We start from the raw sequence: 16,406 nt of genomic DNA, 5'->3' as shown, positions 1-16,406 counted from the left end.
ACACGCCGCCCGGGCGCGCGTCGCACCGGCGTGTCGCCCGGCATCCCTTGCACTTCGGATGCCGCCGCCGCATGCCGCCGCTCCCGCCGGCGGTCGGCACGCCTGCAAGCCCCCGCCCACCGCACGCGCTCAGCGCGGGGGCCGCACCACGCGGTAGCGCAACGCCTGGATGCCGCGGGCCCACCGGCGGCTCGAGACGAGTTCGAGGCTCGTCGGACCGACGCCCCGCGGATAGAACGGGGTGCCCCCGCCGAGCAGGATCGGGTACACGACGCTCCGATACTCGTCCACGAGTCCGGCTGCGGCCACCGCGGCCGCCAGTGTCGCACCCCCGATCGCGATCTCCCCGACCTCGTCGTCGTCGCGCAGGCGCGCGATCTCCTCCACGAGATCGCCCTGCAGCAACGTCGTGTTCTGCCCGGGCGCGGCATCCAGCGTCGACGAGACGACGATCTTCGGCAGCTCGTTCCAGACCTCGGCGAACTCGCGCTCGAGCGGATCGAGGGTGGGTGCGACCTCCGGATCCTCCCAGTACCGCATCGTCTCGTAAAGGCGCCGGCCCAGGAAGTGGGCGCTGAGACCACGCACCTCCTCGAGGGCGGCACGGAAGATGTGCTCGTCGGGCACGCCCCAGTCGAAGCGGCCCTCGGCATCCGTGATGTAGCCGTCGAGCGAGTGCGACATGGAGAGGATGATCCGGCCCACGTTCCGCTCCTTCGCGACGGTGCTGCGCCCTCGACGCTACCCCCGCCCGCGGCGGGGCGACACCCGGTCGCTCCGCGTCAACGAGATGCCGAGGTCAGCACGCCCCCGTTCGCGGCCCGCGGCACGAGGCGCTCGAGCTGCGTCACGTGCCGCGGCTCGAGTTCGGCGAGGGTCGACACGCCCAGGAGCTTCATGGTGCGCTCGATCTCGGTGCGGAGGATCTCGATCGTGCGGTCGACACCCTGACGTCCGCCCGCCATCAGGCCGTAGAGGTAGGCGCGCCCGATCAGCGTGAACTTCGCCCCCATCGCCACGGCCGCGACGATGTCGGCGCCGTTCATGATGCCGGTGTCGATCATGACCGTGGCATCTTTGCCGACCTCGCGCACGACCTCCGGCAGGAGGTGGAACGGGATGGGCGCCCGGTCGAGCTGCCGTCCGCCGTGGTTGGAGAGGATGATGCCGTCGACGCCGCGGTCGATGAGACGCTTCGAGTCCTCGACGTTCTGCACGCCCTTGACCACGATCTTGCCGGGCCAGAGGCTGCGGATGACGTCGAGGTCGTCGTAGCTGATGGTCGGGTCCATCGCGGAGTTCAGCAGCTCGCCCACCGTGCCGCCGGTCGTCGACAGCGACGCGAACTCGAGCTTGGGGGTGGTGAGGAAGTCGATCCACCACCAGGGCCGCGGGATGGCGTTGATGATGGTGCCGACCGTCAGCTGCGGCGGGATCGAGAAGCCGTTGCGCTTGTCGCGCAGGCGCGCGCCCGCGACGGGGGTGTCGACGGTGAACTGCAGCGTGTCGAAGCCCGCGGCCGCCGCCCGGCGGACGAGACCGTACGAGATCTCGCGGTCGCGCATGACGTACAGCTGGAACCAGTTGCGCCCGTGCGGGTTCGCGGCCTTGACGTCCTCGATCGAGGTGGTGCCGAGGGTCGAGAGGGTGAACGGGATGCCGGCGGCACCGGCGGCTCCCGCCCCCGCCGTCTCGCCCTCGGTCTGCATCAGCCGGGTGAAGCCGGTGGGCGCGATGCCGAAGGGCAGCGCCGAGGGGCCACCGAGGATCTCCGTCGACATGTCGACCTCGGCGGCGGGGCGCAGGATGTCGGGGTGGAACTCGACGTCCTGGAAGGCCTGGCGGGCGCGCGCCAGCGACAGCTCGCCCTCCGCCGCACCATCGGTGTAGTCGAAGGCGGCCTTCGGCGTACGACGCTTGGCGATCGTGCGCAGGTCGGCGATCGTGAGGGCGCCCTCGAGACGGCGCTTGCGGCCGTCGAGTTCGGGCTTCTTGAACTGCATGAGCTCCAGGAGCTCGCCGGGCTTGGGCAGCTGACGCTTCACGGGTGACATGGCGGGCCTTTCAGGTGGGGACGACGGTGTGTGGTGACGCGGGCCGGATCAGGGCAGCATCCACGAGAGGACGGAGGACTGCAGACCGACGAGCAGACACATGGCGGCGAGCATGCCGATGCTCCACCAGATGACGCGGCGGAGGATCGCCGACTCTTGGCCGACCAGGCCCACGGCGGTGGCGGCGATGGCGAGGTTCTGCGGGCTGATCATCTTGCCGATGACACCGCCGGAGGTGTTGGCCGCGACGAGCAGCGCCGGGTCGAGGCCGGCCTTGAGCGCGGCGCTCTGCTGCAGCGTGGCGAACAGCGCGTTGGCGCTCGTGTCCGAACCGGTGACTGCCGTTCCGAACCAGCCGAGGATCGGCGAGAGGAAGGCGAACAGGGCTCCGGTGCCGGCGATGAACGCGCCGATCGTCAGCGTCTGTCCGGAGATGTTCATGAGGTAGGCGAGGGCCAGCACCGATCCGACCGTGAGCAGCGAGAAGCGGAGCTTCACGAGCGTCTGCCACCACGTTCGGGCGGCGTCCTGCAGCGGCAGACGGTAGACGAGCGCCACGACGACGCCGCAGATCACGAGCAGGCTGCCTGCCGACGACAGCCACGGCAGCGTGTACACCGTCGCCCCGGATGCGGCGCCGGACGAGGTGAGGATGTGGCCGTTCAGGCCCGGCCAGGGGATCTTCACGTCGGTCGCGCCGAGGGCCGCCTTGAGGTCGGGGACGAGCTTGGCGAGCGAGAAGACGACGATGACGAGCAGGTACGGGAAGGTCGCGAGGAAGACCGTCCGCGCGTCGAGCGGGACGTCCGATACCGGGACGGCGCCGGTGGTCGCAACGGGGCCGGTGGTGGTGCGCGTCGACGCGGATGCCGAGGACGTGCCCGTGGCCGACCCGGCACGGGCCGCGCGCGACCCGGCCCGACGGGTGCGGATGCTGCCGGTGGCCGCCTTCTCGCTGGCGAGCAGGTCGACGGCGGCGTTGGTGAGCAGACGCTCACGGGCGGCCTCCGTGCCGCGCGGCTGCCAGAAGCGCAGGAGGATGACGGCGGCGAGGATGCCGGCGAGCGAGGCGACGATGTCGGTGAGCTCCACCGAGATCCACGTCGCACTGACCCACTGGGCGATCGCGAACACGACACCGAACACGACCGTCGCGGGCCAGGTCTCGCGGATGCCGCGCCACCCGTCGGCGAGCAGCACGATGATGAGCGGGACGAAGACCGCGATCAGGGGCGTCTGGTGGCCGACGATGGCGCCGATGTGCCGGTAGTCGATGCCCGTGAGGGCCCCGGCGGTGACGATGGGCGTGCCGACCGCGCCGAACGCGACGGGCGCGGTGTTGGCCAGCAGCACGATGACGGCCGCACGCATCGGCGAGAAGCCGGCGGCCATGAGCATCACGCCCGTGATGGCGACCGGTGCGCCGAAGCCGGCGAGCGCTTCGAGCAGTCCGCCGAAGCCGAACGCGATGATGACGGCTTGGATGCGCGGGTCGTCGGAGAGGGCGTTGATCACGCGCCGGAGGTCCTCGAAGCGGCCGCTGCGCACCGTCAGCTCATAGAGCCAGATCGCATTGAGCACGATCCACATGATCGGGAACAGCCCGAAGACGAAACCCTGCGTGGATGCGAGGAGTGCGAGGTCGATCGGCATCCGGAAACCGAGCACCGCGACCAGGACGGCGACCGCGAGTCCGGTCAGTCCCGCCCAGTGCGCCTTCCAGCGCAGCACGCCGAGCGCGAGGAACACCGTGAGGAACGGGAGGCTGGCCACGAGAGCGGAGAGCGCGAGGCTCCCGCCGACCGGGGCGAGTTCGGGTGTGTACATCTCTGTCTCTTTTCGTACGTCGTTGTGCGAAGGGCGGAGTGACCGGGGTGCGGATGCGGACCTTTTAGAGGTCTGACCGCTAGCGCAATCTATGTGACTGACCGCTAGGCTGTCAAGAGATTCGAGAGAGGTGGCGCGGATCCGATGGCGGAGAACGCACCCGATTCCCTGTGGCAGCCGGTCAAGAAGGCGCGCGCCCACGAGCTCGTGATCGAGGCGATCGAGGACCGGATCCTGTCCGGCGCCCTGCAGGTCGGTGACGCGCTGCCCCCCGAGCGGGAGCTCTCGACGAGCCTGGAGGTCAGCCGGGCGGGAGTGCGCGAAGCGGTCCGTGTGCTCGAGGCACAGGGCGTACTGCGCTCCCAGCCCGGAGCGGGCGCCACCGCCGGGACATTCGTGGCGGCCCTGCCGCGCGATGCGCTCACTCGCTTCCTCCGCCTGCACGTCGCGCTGTCGAACTTCACGATCCAGGACGTGACCGATGCGCGCGTCGTGCTCGAGCGCGCCAGCGCGGCATCGGCGTCCCGCCGGCACGACGACACGGCGCGGTCGCGGATGGTCGAGGCGCTGGACCGCATGGATCAGCCGCACTCCTCCCGCGACTCGTTCAACGAGGCCGACACGCAGTTCCACCTCGCGATCGCGGAGGCCTCGGGCAGTGCCCTCTCGGCCGCGCTGACCGCGGCGATCCGCAGCGCCATGAAGGTGCCGATCCTGCGCGCCGCCGAACGCACCGAGGAGTGGCCCGACGAGGCGCAGCGCCTGCGCCGCGAGCACCGCGCGATCTATGCAGCCATCGACGAGGGAGATCCGGCCCGCGCCGCCGACCTCACCGAAGCGCACATCCGTCGCGCGGCATCCGTACTGTTCGGCCTCGAGTCGCCAGACAGTCGCGCATGAGGGGCAGCCGCCTGCGCCTGCCACCCTGTCTCGGCGGCCGGGGCGCTCGCTTCGCAGGCGCGCACGCACACGCTGGAACACCTCCGCCGTGGGCCGCGACGACGGGTCGAGGGAGGTCATCGCGGTGAGTAGCGACCTCCATCCTTGGCCGAGCCCTCCGGGAACCTCGGGGTGTCGAGTGAGTCGGGCGAGGATCGTCGCCTGAATCGACTCACCGACGAACTGCTTCGTCCCGGTGAGCGCTTCGATGGTGAGCAGACCGAGCGCATAGATGTCGGACGCCGGCACGGTGGGTTCACCTCGCACCTGTTCGGGGGCGGGATAGGAGGCCGTGCCGATCACGACTCCGGGCGAGGTGACGCGGGCTGCGTCGAGGAGGTGTGCGACGCCGAAGTCCACGAGAACCGGCCGGAACGGGACGACTCCGTGCCGGATCGGGCGCAGCAGCACGTTCGCAGGCTTGATATCGCGGTGGACGATGCCGGCGTGGTGGACGACCGCCAGCGCGCCGGCGAGACCGATGATGAGCGAGACGACCTCCCCACCGGTCAACGCGTTCTGCGCAAGACGGTCGTGAAGCGTCTGCCCCGGCACGAGCTCCAGTGTCGTCTTCCCTCCAATATGCGACGCATCCGACTCGCCTCACCGCGCATGCCCCCCAGAATGCGCGGTGAGACAATTCTCCTCGGCCTGCTGTACGCGGCCGGGGCGGCCTGCATCGCGGTGGGCGCCGCCCTCGTATCCGGGATGGGCGGCGAGTTGCCCGTCGACGGCCCGACCGACCAGGAACGAGCACGATGGGTGTGGGGTAACGCGCTCCCCGTGATCGGCGCCGTGCTGACGATCAGTGGCGGCGGGCTCCTCGTGGTGTTCCGCGGGCGTCTGGGACTCACGCTGAGGGCGGCTGCCGGGGCCGCGCTGGCAGCGCTGATCCTGGTCGGACTGCTCTACGTGTTCACCTGGGGCCTCTTCAAGGCGTGAGGTGAGTTCGGCAGGCCCCCTTCGTGTGCTGCGCGGATGCCGGGCTCCGACCGTACACCGACGGCGATGAGCCAGACGGCGAACCAGATCTCGAAAGCGAAGACGGGCACCGCGGCGACGCCGGCGGCGACGCCGTTCAGCGGGATCGCTCCGGCGAGCTGCAGCCCGTTGCTGACGAGCACGATCACTCCGCCCGCGATTCCCAGTGCGGCGAGGGCGCGGGGCACGGCCCGCGCGTCCCACAGCAGCCAGCCGAGGATCACGGTGTTGACGCTGATGACGAGGCCTTGACCGAGCAGGAACGCGGCCGTGTGCATCGCCGTAGACTCGCCCTCGGCCGTGGCGTTCACAAGCGCCGATCCGAGCATCGGGAGCGCCCCCGCGACGATCACCGCCGCTTCGAGCGTGCGCAGCAGCGCGAAGCTCGCGGCGCGGGCAGGACCGCGCGACTGCAGCAACACCCAGAGCAGCACGCCGGTGCCGAGGCACCCGAGTGCGAGCACGAATTCCAGGGCGACACCGGCGCGGAGGAGACCTCCGCCGTAGGCGATCACGGCGGCGACCGAGGTGACATGCGTGACGAGATAGAGGACGCCGGCGAGGCGGGCCTGGCGTCGGGCGAGCTGAGACACGGGGTTCCTTTCGCGGGTGGTATACGGCGTACACCGATTCGGCAACAGACTAGGTGTACGGTGTATACGTGTCAACTATGCGTCCGCGTCTCGACCTGGAGCGCATCGTCGACGCGGCGACCGCCATCGCCGACGAGGGCGGCCTCGACGCGGCGAGCATGCGTGCGGTCGCCGAGCGCCTGGGGGTCACGCCGATGGCGCTGTACAAGCACCTCGATGACCGCGCCGCCCTCGTGGACGCGATGCTCGACCGGGTTCTCGCCGGCGTCGCTTCACCCGCGCCGACCGCGTCATGGGACGACGCCGTGCGTTCTCGGATCATGGCCGTGCGCGTCGCACTGTCATCGCACGCCTGGACCCGGCAGGCGATCGAGACGCGTGAGCGCGCCACACCTCGCGTCCTCGCGCACATGGACGCGCTCATGGCGGACATGTTCGAGGGGGGACTGTCGGCGGATCTCGTGCATCACGCCATGCACGCGTTGAGCACCCGCATGTGGGGCTTCACGCGCGACGTGCTGCCGACGCCGGTTCCCCCCGACGACCCGCGGGAGCGCGCCACCACGATGGCCGCGTTCGCGACGGCATACCCCGCGATCGTCCGCATGGCCACCACGGCGCCGCACGCCGGGGAGGCCTGCGACGACGACGCGGAGTTCGCCTTCGCCCTCGACCTGCTGCTCGACGGCATCCGCCGCCGGCACGAGCAGGCGTGGACATCGACCGGAGCTGGTGACGCGCTCCGCCGTTGACGTGGAGTCAGGGAAGGCCGCTTGCGCGAGCATGCGTGGGTGCGCGGCGCCTACGAGGACATGGTGGTTCTCGGGCTGTTGCGCGCGGAGTGGGAGCGCAAGGACGGCTGACGTCGCGCCCCGCTACTGAGCGGATGCCGGCGGCACGACCGTGCCCTGATGGAAGCGCAGGCGCGGTGCGGTGCCGCCGACGTCCCACAGTGATGAGTGCCGACTGATCCGCGAGGGCGTCGTGAGCCGATAGGTGACCAGCACCAGCTCGGGCGAGAGCTGACGGAACTGCCACTCATCGGTCTGCGGCGTGACGCGCGAGTCCGCGCTCTCCTCGGCAAGCGCACCGACGATCTGCTCCCGCGTCCAGAGGGCGCCGGAGCGGCCGATCTCGACGAAAGCGGGGTGCAGCAGCTCGTCGACCCGCGCGGTGTCGCGGCGCACGTCGGCGGTGAGCAGGGCCGTCTCGGCATCCTTCACCGCCTCCCATTGCCGCACTGCGGCGTGACGCGCCAGCCGCACGATGTGGATGGGATGGCCGGCAAAGAGCTGATCGCGTTCGAGCCCGTCGCGGACGAAGCCATTGCGCAGATAGAACGCTTCGGCGCGGGGGTTGTCGTCCATCATCCAGAGGTAGGCGTCGCCGGCACCGATCGCCGCGTCCAGCAGCAGCTGCCCCGCACCGGTACCGTGGTGCGCCGCCAGGACGTAGATGCCCTCCAGCTCCCGCGACGTCGGCCGATCGTCGTCGCGCCCGTCACCGGCCGTCGCCCAGCCGACGATCCGCCCGTCGACCTCGGCGACGAAGACGTCGGTGACGTCGTCTTCGATGATCGACGCCCACCGCTCGATGCGCGGCTCGACCCGCAACCCGGCGAGGACCGTCGCCGGAAGCTGGCGGACATACGCCTCGCGCCAGGCCTGGACATGAACCGCGGCGATGCCCCGGGCGTCGTCGACGGATGCCGGGCGCACGCGCACGGCCCGGGATGGCGGACTCATGGTCATACGCTCATGCTCGCAGACGGATGCCGGGCGTGCGCCTCAGGCGGTGAGGGCCGAATCGACGATCTCGAACACGGCGGGATCCCACGTGGGGGCCCGCTCCCACGGCAGGTCGAGGCCGTTCGCGAAGAAGATGCTGTGCCGCGGCGGCCAGGACCTCGGCAACGTCGGAGAAGCCCTGCCACGTCCTCTCCTCGGGCGCGTCCAGCCGAGAGCCGGACGGGCGGACGCGCCCCCGCGGCCTGCCGCGCGTGCGATCAGGGCGCGACGGCGCCCCTCAGCGGGAGTCGTGGCGCGCGGCGGGCAGGGCGTCGCCCCGGGCATCCTTCCGCGTCTTCAGGAGGCTCGCGATCGTCGCGACGGCGACGGTGGCAGCGATGAACAGCAGCGACAGCCAGATGGGGATCTCGGGAATGAACGTCACGTGCTCGCCGCCGTTGATGAACGGGAGCTCGTTCTTGTGGAGCGCGTGGATGAGCAGCTTCACGCCGATGAACGCGAGGATCACGGCGAGTCCCTGGGCGAGGTACACGAGGCGCTCGAGCAGACCGCCGATGAGGAAGTAGAGCTGGCGCAGACCCATCAGTGCGAAGGCGTTCGCCGTGAAGACGAGGTAGGCCTCCTCGGTGAGCCCGTAGATCGCGGGGATCGAGTCGACGGCGAAGACGAGGTCGATGAAGCCGATCGCGACGATGACGAGGAGCATGGGGGTGACGAAGCGGCGACCGTCCTTCTTCACCGTGAGCCGGTCGCCGTCGTACTCGTCGCTGACCGGCAGCACGCGGCGCACGAGGCGCATGAACCAGCCGTCGGCGGGGTTGGACTCGCCGTGCGCGAACGCCTGTCGGTAGGCGAGGAACAGCAGCAGCGCGCCGAAGAGGTAGAACACCCACGAGAAGTTCTCGATCAGCGCCGCCCCGACGGCGATGAAGGCGCCGCGCATGATGAGGGCGATGACGATGCCGATCATCAGCACTTTCTGCTGGTACATCTTCGGCACCGCGAACCCGGTCATGACGATGAGGAACACGAACAGGTTGTCGATCGACAGGGCCTTCTCGGTGAGGTACCCGGCGAAGTACTCGCCGCCGTATCCCCACCCCGAGAAGACGCCCACACCGACACCGAACAGAAGCGCGAGGCCGATGTAGAAGGCCGACCAGCGCGCGGACTCGCCGACGGTCGGCTCGTGCGGCTTGCGCACGTGCGCGAAGAACTCCCACACGAAGAAGGCGATGGTGACGGCGATCGTGATGATCCACACGAGCGGGGTGATGTTCACAGGAGGCTCCCGAAAATGGCGTGACGTGGTCGACGCCAGAGTCTCCCCCATCCCTTGCGGGACCGGTCGGCCCGGGCCGCGACGCGACCGTAATGACGAGCCGTCCGTATCGGAGTACTCCCCCTGGACTGCTGACACAGTAGGGCAGCGAAGTGACGCGAAGCTGGGAAGTCGCCGGGTGCCGCAGCATCCGACCAGCGCCGGCGATCAGGATGCCGTGCGGATGCGCACCTCGCGCTCCATCCGCTTCTCGTGGCGGGCGCGTCCCTTGACCGCCTCGGCCTCACGGTTCTTCGGCGGTGCGGTCGTCACGAGCGCGTCAAGCAGGCGACGCGTGGCGGCGGCGATCTCGTCGATGGCCGCGTCGAACGCCTCGGCGTTGGCGCGCGAAGGATGCGTCGATCCACTCACTTTGCGGACGAACTGCAGGGCCGCTTCGCGCACCTCGTCATCGGTGGTGGGCGGTTCGAAGTTGTGGAGCACCCGGATGTTTCGGCACATGCGGCGAGCGTAGACCGCGGCGCGCGGCAGCGACAGAGGTGGCGCCGCGCGCGGGCAGCCCCGATCAGCCCTGCGCGGCCGACCCGTAGGCGCCGGCGCGGATCTCCTCGAGCAGCGGCGGGCGGGCGGGTATCCAGCCGAGGGAGCGCGCCTTCTCGCCGCGTCCCTGCTGGTCGAGCATGAGCGCATCGGCGAAGGGGGCGCCCAGGCGTGCGCGCGAGGCCTCGACGCCCTCCGCAGCGACCGGACCGTCGGCGAGCGCTTCGCCGAGCTCGGTGACCGTCGCGTTGTGGCCGCTGAGACCCAGCACGCGTCCGACCGGCGCGGAGCGCTCGATCACCCGCACGTACAGTTCGGCGAGGTCGTCGACGTGCACGGTCGCCCAGTGCTGGGTGCCGTCGCCGATGACGGTGAGGCGGCCTTCGCCGTCACGAGGCGCGGAGGCCAGCATGGCGGGGATTCCGGCGCCGTGGCCGTGCACGATGCCGGGCTCGACGATCGTGAGGGCGAGCTCTGCGGCGGCGAGCCGTGACTCCACCTCCTCACGCCAGGCGACGATCGCGGGCGGGTGGAACGGGGTCTGCTCGGTGAGGTCGTCCGACGGGCCGTGGATCCAGAGACCGCCCGTGTGGATGTAGGGCTTGCCGGTGCCGCCGAACGCGGCGATGACGGCATCGGCGACGGCGCTGTCGAACTGGGGGGCCGTGCCGTCACCCGGTGCGGCGGTGTGGATCGCAGCATCCACGCCCTCCAGCAGCGGAGTGAACCAGTCGGCGTCGGTGACGTCGCCGACCACCGCAGTCGCACCGGTCGCCGTGGCCTTCTGCGCGGCGTGCGCACTGCGCACCGGCGCAACGACGTCGTGACCATGGGCGCGCAGAACGTCGAGCACGGACGAGCCGATGTAGCCGGTGGCACCGGTGAGGAGGATCTTCATTCCGTCATCGTAGGCACGACGGCGGGGAGCGAGGGCCGGATTCGACCCGCTCGTCAACCCCGAGATCGGATGCCGCGGCATGCCTAAGCTGGCGGCATGCGACGGTGCGGCGGGGACCCCGGACGCGTCCGACGACGAGAGGCGGAGCGGCGATGCATGACGTCGTGGTGATCGGAGCAGGACTCGCGGGGCTGCGGTGCGCGGTGGTGCTGGCCGAGCGCGGGCTCGAGGTCGTCGTGCTCGACGCCGGAGATGAGGTCGGCGGCCGTCAGCGCACCGACCTCGTCGAAGGTTTCCGACTCGATCGTGGCTTTCAGGTGCTCAACCCGGCGTATCCGGCGCTGCGTCGCAGCATCGATCTCGACGCTCTGGCGCTGCGGTCGTTCCCCGTGGGCGTGCAGGTGCGCACCGATCGCGGCCTGGCTGAGCTGCGGCATCCGCTGCGCTCGCCGCTGTCGATCCCCCGAACGATCGGCAGCGGGCTGGTGAGCGCTGCGGATGCCGTGGCGTTCGCACGCTGGCTGACGCCGGCGTTCACGCGGCGGCTGTCGGCACGGGCGCGAAGCGATCGCGCGCTGCGCGAGGGGTGGGATGCCGCGGGCCTGCGCGGCCCCCTGCGCACCGCCGTGCTCGAGCCGTTCCTCGCCGGTGTCGTCGCCGAGGACCGTGAGGGCAGCTCGAACGCGTTCGTACAGGAGTTGGTGCGGTACTTCGCGCTGGGGCGGCCGGGGCTTCCCGCGCAGGGGATCGCGGCGGTGCCGGCGCAGCTGGCGGCGCGGGCGCGTGCTGCGGGCGCGGAGATCCGGCTCGGGGCGCGAGCGGAGCGCATCGACAGGGACGGCCCGATCGTCGAGGTCGGCGTCGCGGGTGGCGAGGCCCTCCGCGCCGGGCGGGTCGTGGTGGCCGTCGGCGCGGAGTCGGTGGCGGAGCTGGCGCCGGTGCCGCGACCCGCGACCAACGGGCTGCAGACGTGGTGGTTCGCGGCGACAGCAGCACCCTCGGCATCCGCTCTGCTGCGCGTCGACGGACGCGACGCCGCCCGCCGCGGGCCGGTCGTGAACACGGCGGTCGTGTCGCACGCCGTGCCGTCGTATGCGCCCGTGGGGCGTCATCTCATCGAGGCGACGTGCCTGCTGCCGCGGGGCGGCGCGGCCGCAGGCGAGAACGACGTGCGCCGGCACCTCGCCGAGCTGTGGGATGCCGGAGTCACGGACTGGCAGCTGCTGCGTCGCGACGACATCCCCGATGCGCTGCCCTCCCAGCCGGCACCGCTGCGCGCGCCCCGCCCGCCGCGCGTCACCGACCGGATGTACCTCGCCGGCGACCACCGACATGCGGCGTCGATCCAGGGCGCTCTCGCATCCGGCGAGCGCGCTGCTCGCGCGGTGCTCGTGGACGCGGGCGTGTGATGGGCGAGGCGGAGCCGCTGCGGTCGGTGGGCCTGCTCGTGTTGCAGGTGATCGTCTCGTCCATCGCGTACGTCATGGTCGTGATGCAGACATTCAGCATCGACGGCTGCGGAGACCGGTGCGACTTCACCCTCGTGACCGTGGCGTCTCGCGGCGCGCTGGTCGTGTCTGTCGTCGCGGCGCTGGTGAGCGCGGTGATCGTGGTGGCGCGCGGCTTCCGCCCGAGCTGGTGGGCGCCGGTCGGCGGGATGGCGCTGGTGGTCGTGACCACGGTCATCGCGATGTACGCGATTCGCGTCGCGACGCAGTGACGTGCGCCCCTGGACCTCGCTCCCCCACCGATAACCGGGTGCGCACCGCACACCGGCGCGGTCCGGAGGCCGAGCAGACCATCCCCGTGGCTCATCGCTGTGAGAATGGCACCGTGAAAGCCGTCCGACACGTCATGCTGGTCGTTGCGCTCCTCAACCTCGCCTTCTTCCTCGTCGAGTTCACCGTCGCACTCACCATTGGGGCTGTGTCGCTGTTCGCGGACAGTGTCGACTTCCTCGAAGACGCGCTCATCAACCTGTTGATCTTCGCGGCGCTGCCATGGACCGCGGCGCGCCGGCGGACCGTGGGTTCTGCGCTGGCATTCGTGATCTTGATTCCGGCGATCGCGACGATATGGATGGCCGTCGCGAAGGCATTCGACCCCGTGCCCCCGCCGCCGGGAGCTCTCACGATCACCGCCATCGGAGCCCTCCTAGTCAACCTCACCGCGGCATTCCTGCTCGTGCGTCACCGCCACCACCGCGGCAGCCTCACGAAGGCGGCATGGCTCTCCGCCCGCAACGACGCCCTCGCCAATCTGGCGATCATCGCCGTCGGCATCCTCACGTTCTGGTTCGCCACCGGCTGGCTCGACATCATCGTGGGCGCTGGCATCGGCCTCCTCAACGCCGATGCCGCCCGAGCTGTCTGGATGGCCGCCCGCGCCGAAACCGACCCCACGCTCTGACGGGCACGAGCACCGTGCGCCCGCAGGTCATCGTGCAGCGGCCGATGAGCTTCGAACGCTGATCAGGAACTCGTCGACGTGGGGCAGGTGCGCGCGGATGCTTGCCTCGGCGAGGCCGCCGATCTCGGTGCGCTCCGGGTCGGCGGTGACGATTGCGTCGCCTTCGAGGCGATGACCGACCCACCGTAGCCGGATGCGCTCCACGCTATCGATGCCGTCGACGTGGGCGAGAGCGTGCTCGGCGCGTTCGAGAAGCTCTGGTTCGATCGCGTCCATGAGTCGGCGTCCAATCGAGCCGATCGTGCCGAGCAGCAGGACGAAGATCGCGATGGAGATGATGATGCCGACGATCGGGTCAGCGAGGGGAAAGCCGAGCAGCACTCCGGCACCGCCGATGACCACGGCGAGAGAGGTGAAGCCATCGGTACGCGCGTGGACGCCGTCCGCGACCAGAGCTGCCGACCCGATTCGTCTCCCGATGCGGATCCGGTAGATCGCGACAAGCTCGTTGCCGGCGAAGCCGATCACACCGGCGACGACCACCCACCAGACGTTCTGCAACGGTTGCGGGTGCAGGAGCCGGTCGATCGACTGCCACGCCGCAACAACCGCAGACAGGGCAACGACCACGACGATGAAGAGGCCGGCGAGATCTTCCGCGCGACCGAACCCGTACGTGTACCGGCGGTTCGCGGCACGCCGACCGAGGATGAACGCGACCCACAGCGGGATCGCGGTGAGAGCATCCGAGAAGTTGTGCACGGTGTCGGCCAACAAGGCCACCGAGCCGCTGAACAGGAACACGACGGCCTGCAGAATCGTCGTCACCAACAGGATCACGAGGCTGATCACTAACGCGCGCACACCCTCGTGACTAGCCTCCATCGCATCATCGATCGAGTCGGCCGCGTCGTGGGTATGCGGCACGAACAAGCCGCGCAAGAAGCCCTTCAGCCCCGAGGGGTGATCGTGGTCATGGAGATGCACGCCACCGTCACTATGCAAGGCGTGGTCATGGTCATGGTCATGGTGCGAGGAGTGCACGTGCGACGGCGTCATCGGGCTTCGTCCTCGGCGTGATGGTGACGGGGGGTCCCGCCAAGCGAGTGCTCGGCTTGGAAGATCGCGTCGGCGACGAGCTGAGACGCGTGCTCATTCTCGAGTCGGTAGAACACACGCTGCCCCTCCTGGCGGGTCCCGACGATCCGGGCGAGCCGCAGCTTCGCGAGATGCTGAGACACCGCAGCGGGCGACTTGTCGACGATGTCGGCGATGTGATTCACCGAGAGTTCCCCGGCCGCGTCCAGCGCGAGAATGATTCGTACCCGCGTGGCGTCGGCAAGCATTCCGAAGACCTCGACCGCAAGCTCCACATACGGGCTCTCGACCGAAAATCCGCATTGCTGCTTATCTGCACTCATACGCAGATACGTTACTTCATCGCGGGAGGCCACTCGCACCCTTCGGTGACGCCGGATGCCGCAGGCACGTCCCTCACTCCCACGTGGCGGTATCGGGGTCGATGCCCGCGGCGCGCGCGCTCTCATCGATGGCCCGGCTCAGCCACGCCGCCAGCCCCGACCGCACCGCGTCGTAGTGCGCGGAGAAGCGCGGGTCGGCGACATACATCCGCCCGAGGCACACCTGCATCTGGCGTGTGACCGGGAAGAACTGCGAGAGCAGGGTGCGGTGTCGTTCGACGAGGCCGTTCGCCACGGCATCCCCGGGTGTCGCTCCGCCGTCGACGGCGGCGCCCATCTCGAGCTCGAACGCGGTCATCGCCTCGGTCACCGCCGCCCAGTCGCCGGCCGAGCGCGACGCCGCACGCTCCGCGTACTGCTGCCACTGCGCCGATTGTCCGTAGGCCTCGCGCGCCTGCGCGGGCCACTCGGTATTCCAGTCGGGGCCGAAGATGTCGCGCTGCTCGTCCTCGGAGAGCAGGATGCCGCGCTCCTGCGCCTCGATCATGCGGGCGAGGTCCTCGTCGAGGTCGTTGAGCTGGGCGATCCGCTGCGCGAGCTGGGCGCGCTGCACCCGCAACTGGTCGGCGACATCGCCCCCCGGCTCATCGAGAATGGCCCGGATCGCGTCGAGGTCGAGCCCGAGCTCGCGGTACACGACGATGCGCCGGAGGCGTTCGACATCGGCATCCGTGTAGAGCCGGTAGCCGGCCCGCGATCTCGCTGCAGGGCTCGCGAGGCCGATCTCGTCCCAGTGGTGGAGCGTCCGCACGGTCAGGCCCAGGCGCGCAGCCGTCTCGCCCACCGGCAGTCCGTCGTCAGACATGGGACTCATTGTCGTCGGTGCCGATGCCGACCGCGCGGAGGGTGCGGCCCTCGACGCTGTCGGGGTCGAACACCTTGCCCGCCGTGAAGATCACGCGGGTGTTCTCGGGGGTGATGACCTCGATGTCGCGGGTGTTCCACATCGTGTCGCGCGGGTGGGCATCGACGCCGAGGGCGCGCAGGGCCTCGGCGATCGGATCGATCTGGTCGAGCACGCAGGCGAAGCTCACGCTCGCGGCCGGGGCGGTGTCGTCTGGTGTGCCGGCGACGAGCAGGACGTCCTGGAACGCCCACCGGCGCAGGTGCGTCATCTGCCCCGGAATGCCGAACAGCTCGAAGAAGCCGAGGCCGCGGGTCCAGAAGTCGATGGATGCCGCGAGGTCCGCCGTCGGGATCGTCACGAACATGGGCATGCCGTAGATGCCGCGGAACAGCGGCGGGGCGACGGCGTCGGGTCCCGGGGCGGGGACGGGGCTGATGTCGAAAGCGTGGGGAAGGTCGGTCATGAGACCACGATCGAGCCTGACGTCGCGTGAGGGTCAAGCCCCGGATGCGATCCGTGTCTGCAGCGTGTGGATGGTCGATCCCAGGATGCCGCGGGCCAGCAATCCACCGGCGACGAACGGACCCGCGGCATCCTCGCCGACCGGTGGAAGCTGACGGAGGGCGGCGCGGACCGCCGGGGTCATGCGCTGCAGTTGCCACGCGATCTCGGCATCCGCGTCGTCGGGCCGGGCGGTGCTGACGGCCTTCACGGCGTAGGCGGCGGCACCGAGGGCGTGCGCGCCCATGTGCGCGACGCCCGACGCCTGCGCCGCCGACCGGGCCGCCGCGATCGCGGCGGGTGAGG

Annotated in this window: 20 protein-coding genes and 1 pseudogene; 6 read left to right on the top strand and 15 right to left on the bottom strand. The window is 70.2% G+C overall.

Annotated elements, in window-relative coordinates:
• Positions 1-129: 129 nt before the first annotated feature.
• From AS96_RS13985 to AS96_RS13975, 3 genes are all read right to left on the bottom strand, one after another.
• A complete protein-coding gene (locus AS96_RS13985; protein WP_036291033.1) occupies positions 130-705 on the bottom strand; it encodes a dihydrofolate reductase family protein in 576 nt (191 codons plus the stop codon).
• Between the two features lie 77 nt (positions 706-782).
• The gene (locus tag AS96_RS13980; protein ID WP_036291031.1) at positions 783-2,054 is read right to left on the bottom strand and encodes an alpha-hydroxy acid oxidase; all 1,272 of its coding nucleotides are present in this window, start codon (positions 2,052-2,054) and stop codon (positions 783-785) included.
• Positions 2,055-2,102: 48 nt separating this feature from the next.
• Positions 2,103-3,881, bottom strand: a complete 1,779-nt coding sequence (locus AS96_RS13975) for an L-lactate permease (RefSeq protein WP_036291029.1) — start codon at positions 3,879-3,881, stop codon at positions 2,103-2,105.
• Positions 3,882-4,025: 144 nt separating this feature from the next.
• On the opposite strand from AS96_RS13975, the gene AS96_RS13970 reads away from it, so the two are divergent.
• Positions 4,026-4,781 (top strand): FadR/GntR family transcriptional regulator, encoded by a 756-nt coding sequence (locus AS96_RS13970; protein WP_036291026.1) that lies wholly within the window; start codon positions 4,026-4,028, stop codon positions 4,779-4,781.
• A 141-nt stretch (positions 4,782-4,922) separates the two neighbouring features.
• Here the strand turns inward: AS96_RS13970 and AS96_RS15830 are convergent.
• A pseudogene (locus tag AS96_RS15830) lies at positions 4,923-5,375 on the bottom strand (serine/threonine-protein kinase); the annotation flags it as partial.
• A 69-nt stretch (positions 5,376-5,444) separates the two neighbouring features.
• Here AS96_RS15830 and AS96_RS13965 point away from each other — a divergent pair.
• A complete protein-coding gene (locus tag AS96_RS13965) occupies positions 5,445-5,762 on the top strand; it encodes a hypothetical protein (RefSeq protein ID WP_081768075.1) in 318 nt (105 codons plus the stop codon).
• Here the strand turns inward: AS96_RS13965 and AS96_RS13960 are convergent.
• Positions 5,729-6,394, bottom strand: a complete 666-nt coding sequence (locus AS96_RS13960) for a DUF4386 domain-containing protein (RefSeq protein ID WP_036291024.1) — start codon at positions 6,392-6,394, stop codon at positions 5,729-5,731. The two genes, AS96_RS13965 and AS96_RS13960, sit on opposite strands and share 34 nt — an antisense overlap.
• A gap of 77 nt (positions 6,395-6,471) precedes the next feature.
• Between AS96_RS13960 and AS96_RS13955 the strand changes: the two genes are divergently transcribed.
• Positions 6,472-7,146: a TetR/AcrR family transcriptional regulator C-terminal domain-containing protein gene (locus tag AS96_RS13955; RefSeq protein ID WP_036291022.1), complete on the top strand. Its 675-nt coding sequence runs from the start codon at positions 6,472-6,474 to the stop codon at positions 7,144-7,146.
• Positions 7,147-7,269: 123 nt separating this feature from the next.
• On the opposite strand, the gene AS96_RS15540 is transcribed toward AS96_RS13955, so the two are convergent.
• From AS96_RS15540 to AS96_RS13935, 5 genes are all read right to left on the bottom strand, one after another.
• Positions 7,270-8,139, bottom strand: a complete 870-nt coding sequence (locus tag AS96_RS15540; RefSeq protein ID WP_197017314.1) for a GNAT family N-acetyltransferase — start codon at positions 8,137-8,139, stop codon at positions 7,270-7,272.
• A 42-nt stretch (positions 8,140-8,181) separates the two neighbouring features.
• Positions 8,182-8,307 (bottom strand): hypothetical protein, encoded by a 126-nt coding sequence (locus tag AS96_RS15935; protein ID WP_255314009.1) that lies wholly within the window; start codon positions 8,305-8,307, stop codon positions 8,182-8,184.
• A 112-nt stretch (positions 8,308-8,419) separates the two neighbouring features.
• A complete protein-coding gene (locus AS96_RS13945; RefSeq protein ID WP_036291019.1) occupies positions 8,420-9,424 on the bottom strand; it encodes a TerC family protein in 1,005 nt (334 codons plus the stop codon).
• A 207-nt stretch (positions 9,425-9,631) separates the two neighbouring features.
• Positions 9,632-9,925: a DUF2277 domain-containing protein gene (locus AS96_RS13940; protein WP_036291017.1), complete on the bottom strand. Its 294-nt coding sequence runs from the start codon at positions 9,923-9,925 to the stop codon at positions 9,632-9,634.
• Between the two features lie 64 nt (positions 9,926-9,989).
• Positions 9,990-10,862: an NAD-dependent epimerase/dehydratase family protein gene (locus tag AS96_RS13935; RefSeq protein WP_036291014.1), complete on the bottom strand. Its 873-nt coding sequence runs from the start codon at positions 10,860-10,862 to the stop codon at positions 9,990-9,992.
• Positions 10,863-11,014: 152 nt separating this feature from the next.
• On the opposite strand from AS96_RS13935, the gene AS96_RS13930 reads away from it, so the two are divergent.
• The 3 genes from AS96_RS13930 (at position 11,015) to AS96_RS13920 (ending at position 13,271) form a co-directional block, all read left to right on the top strand.
• Entirely contained in the window at positions 11,015-12,271 is a 1,257-nt protein-coding gene (locus AS96_RS13930; protein WP_036291011.1) for an FAD-dependent oxidoreductase, read from the top strand.
• The gene (locus AS96_RS13925; RefSeq protein ID WP_036291009.1) at positions 12,271-12,582 is read left to right on the top strand and encodes a hypothetical protein; all 312 of its coding nucleotides are present in this window, start codon (positions 12,271-12,273) and stop codon (positions 12,580-12,582) included. The genes AS96_RS13930 and AS96_RS13925 overlap by 1 nt, the downstream gene beginning before the upstream one ends.
• 113 nt (positions 12,583-12,695) lie before the next feature.
• Complete coding sequence (locus AS96_RS13920) at positions 12,696-13,271, top strand: cation transporter (protein WP_036291035.1); 576 nt, start codon at positions 12,696-12,698, stop codon at positions 13,269-13,271.
• Between the two features lie 27 nt (positions 13,272-13,298).
• Here the strand turns inward: AS96_RS13920 and AS96_RS13915 are convergent, their stop codons facing one another.
• The 5 genes from AS96_RS13915 to AS96_RS15535 form a co-directional block, all read right to left on the bottom strand.
• Positions 13,299-14,330, bottom strand: a complete 1,032-nt coding sequence (locus tag AS96_RS13915) for a cation diffusion facilitator family transporter (protein ID WP_036291007.1) — start codon at positions 14,328-14,330, stop codon at positions 13,299-13,301.
• Complete coding sequence (locus AS96_RS13910; protein ID WP_016463888.1) at positions 14,327-14,692, bottom strand: ArsR/SmtB family transcription factor; 366 nt, start codon at positions 14,690-14,692, stop codon at positions 14,327-14,329. The genes AS96_RS13915 and AS96_RS13910 overlap by 4 nt, the downstream gene beginning before the upstream one ends.
• Positions 14,693-14,765: 73 nt before the next feature.
• Positions 14,766-15,557 carry a MerR family transcriptional regulator gene (locus tag AS96_RS13905; RefSeq protein WP_081768074.1) on the bottom strand — a complete coding sequence of 264 codons (792 nt, stop codon included), beginning with the start codon at positions 15,555-15,557 and terminating at the stop codon, positions 14,766-14,768.
• Positions 15,550-16,062: a VOC family protein gene (locus AS96_RS13900; protein WP_036291002.1), complete on the bottom strand. Its 513-nt coding sequence runs from the start codon at positions 16,060-16,062 to the stop codon at positions 15,550-15,552. The genes AS96_RS13905 and AS96_RS13900 overlap by 8 nt, the downstream gene beginning before the upstream one ends.
• 33 nt (positions 16,063-16,095) lie before the next feature.
• A partial coding sequence (locus AS96_RS15535) for a putative immunity protein (RefSeq protein ID WP_036291001.1) occupies positions 16,096-16,406 on the bottom strand: 311 nt, incomplete at its 5' end.

Origin of the sequence: Microbacterium sp. MRS-1 (assembly GCF_000585455.1) — a bacterium.
Lineage (GTDB): Bacteria > Actinomycetota > Actinomycetes > Actinomycetales > Microbacteriaceae > Microbacterium > Microbacterium laevaniformans.
Note: the sequence above shows the minus strand (reverse complement) of the source record. Positions and strands in the feature narration are given on the sequence as shown.

Coding starts and splice junctions, on each gene's coding strand:
- AS96_RS13975 (WP_036291029.1), bottom strand. CDS start 3,881: ATGTACACACCCGAACTCGCCCCGGTCGGCGGGAGCCTCGCGCTCTCC.
- AS96_RS15540 (WP_197017314.1), bottom strand. CDS start 8,139: ATGAGTCCGCCATCCCGGGCCGTGCGCGTGCGCCCGGCATCCGTCGAC.
- AS96_RS13965 (WP_081768075.1), top strand. CDS start 5,445: ATGCGCGGTGAGACAATTCTCCTCGGCCTGCTGTACGCGGCCGGGGCG.
- AS96_RS13970 (WP_036291026.1), top strand. CDS start 4,026: ATGGCGGAGAACGCACCCGATTCCCTGTGGCAGCCGGTCAAGAAGGCG.
- AS96_RS13930 (WP_036291011.1), top strand. CDS start 11,015: ATGCATGACGTCGTGGTGATCGGAGCAGGACTCGCGGGGCTGCGGTGC.
- AS96_RS13935 (WP_036291014.1), bottom strand. CDS start 10,862: ATGAAGATCCTCCTCACCGGTGCCACCGGCTACATCGGCTCGTCCGTG.
- AS96_RS13980 (WP_036291031.1), bottom strand. CDS start 2,054: ATGTCACCCGTGAAGCGTCAGCTGCCCAAGCCCGGCGAGCTCCTGGAG.
- AS96_RS13940 (WP_036291017.1), bottom strand. CDS start 9,925: ATGTGCCGAAACATCCGGGTGCTCCACAACTTCGAACCGCCCACCACC.
- AS96_RS13915 (WP_036291007.1), bottom strand. CDS start 14,330: ATGACGCCGTCGCACGTGCACTCCTCGCACCATGACCATGACCATGAC.
- AS96_RS13925 (WP_036291009.1), top strand. CDS start 12,271: ATGGGCGAGGCGGAGCCGCTGCGGTCGGTGGGCCTGCTCGTGTTGCAG.
- AS96_RS13910 (WP_016463888.1), bottom strand. CDS start 14,692: ATGAGTGCAGATAAGCAGCAATGCGGATTTTCGGTCGAGAGCCCGTAT.
- AS96_RS13900 (WP_036291002.1), bottom strand. CDS start 16,062: ATGACCGACCTTCCCCACGCTTTCGACATCAGCCCCGTCCCCGCCCCG.
- AS96_RS13955 (WP_036291022.1), top strand. CDS start 6,472: ATGCGTCCGCGTCTCGACCTGGAGCGCATCGTCGACGCGGCGACCGCC.
- AS96_RS13905 (WP_081768074.1), bottom strand. CDS start 15,557: ATGTCTGACGACGGACTGCCGGTGGGCGAGACGGCTGCGCGCCTGGGC.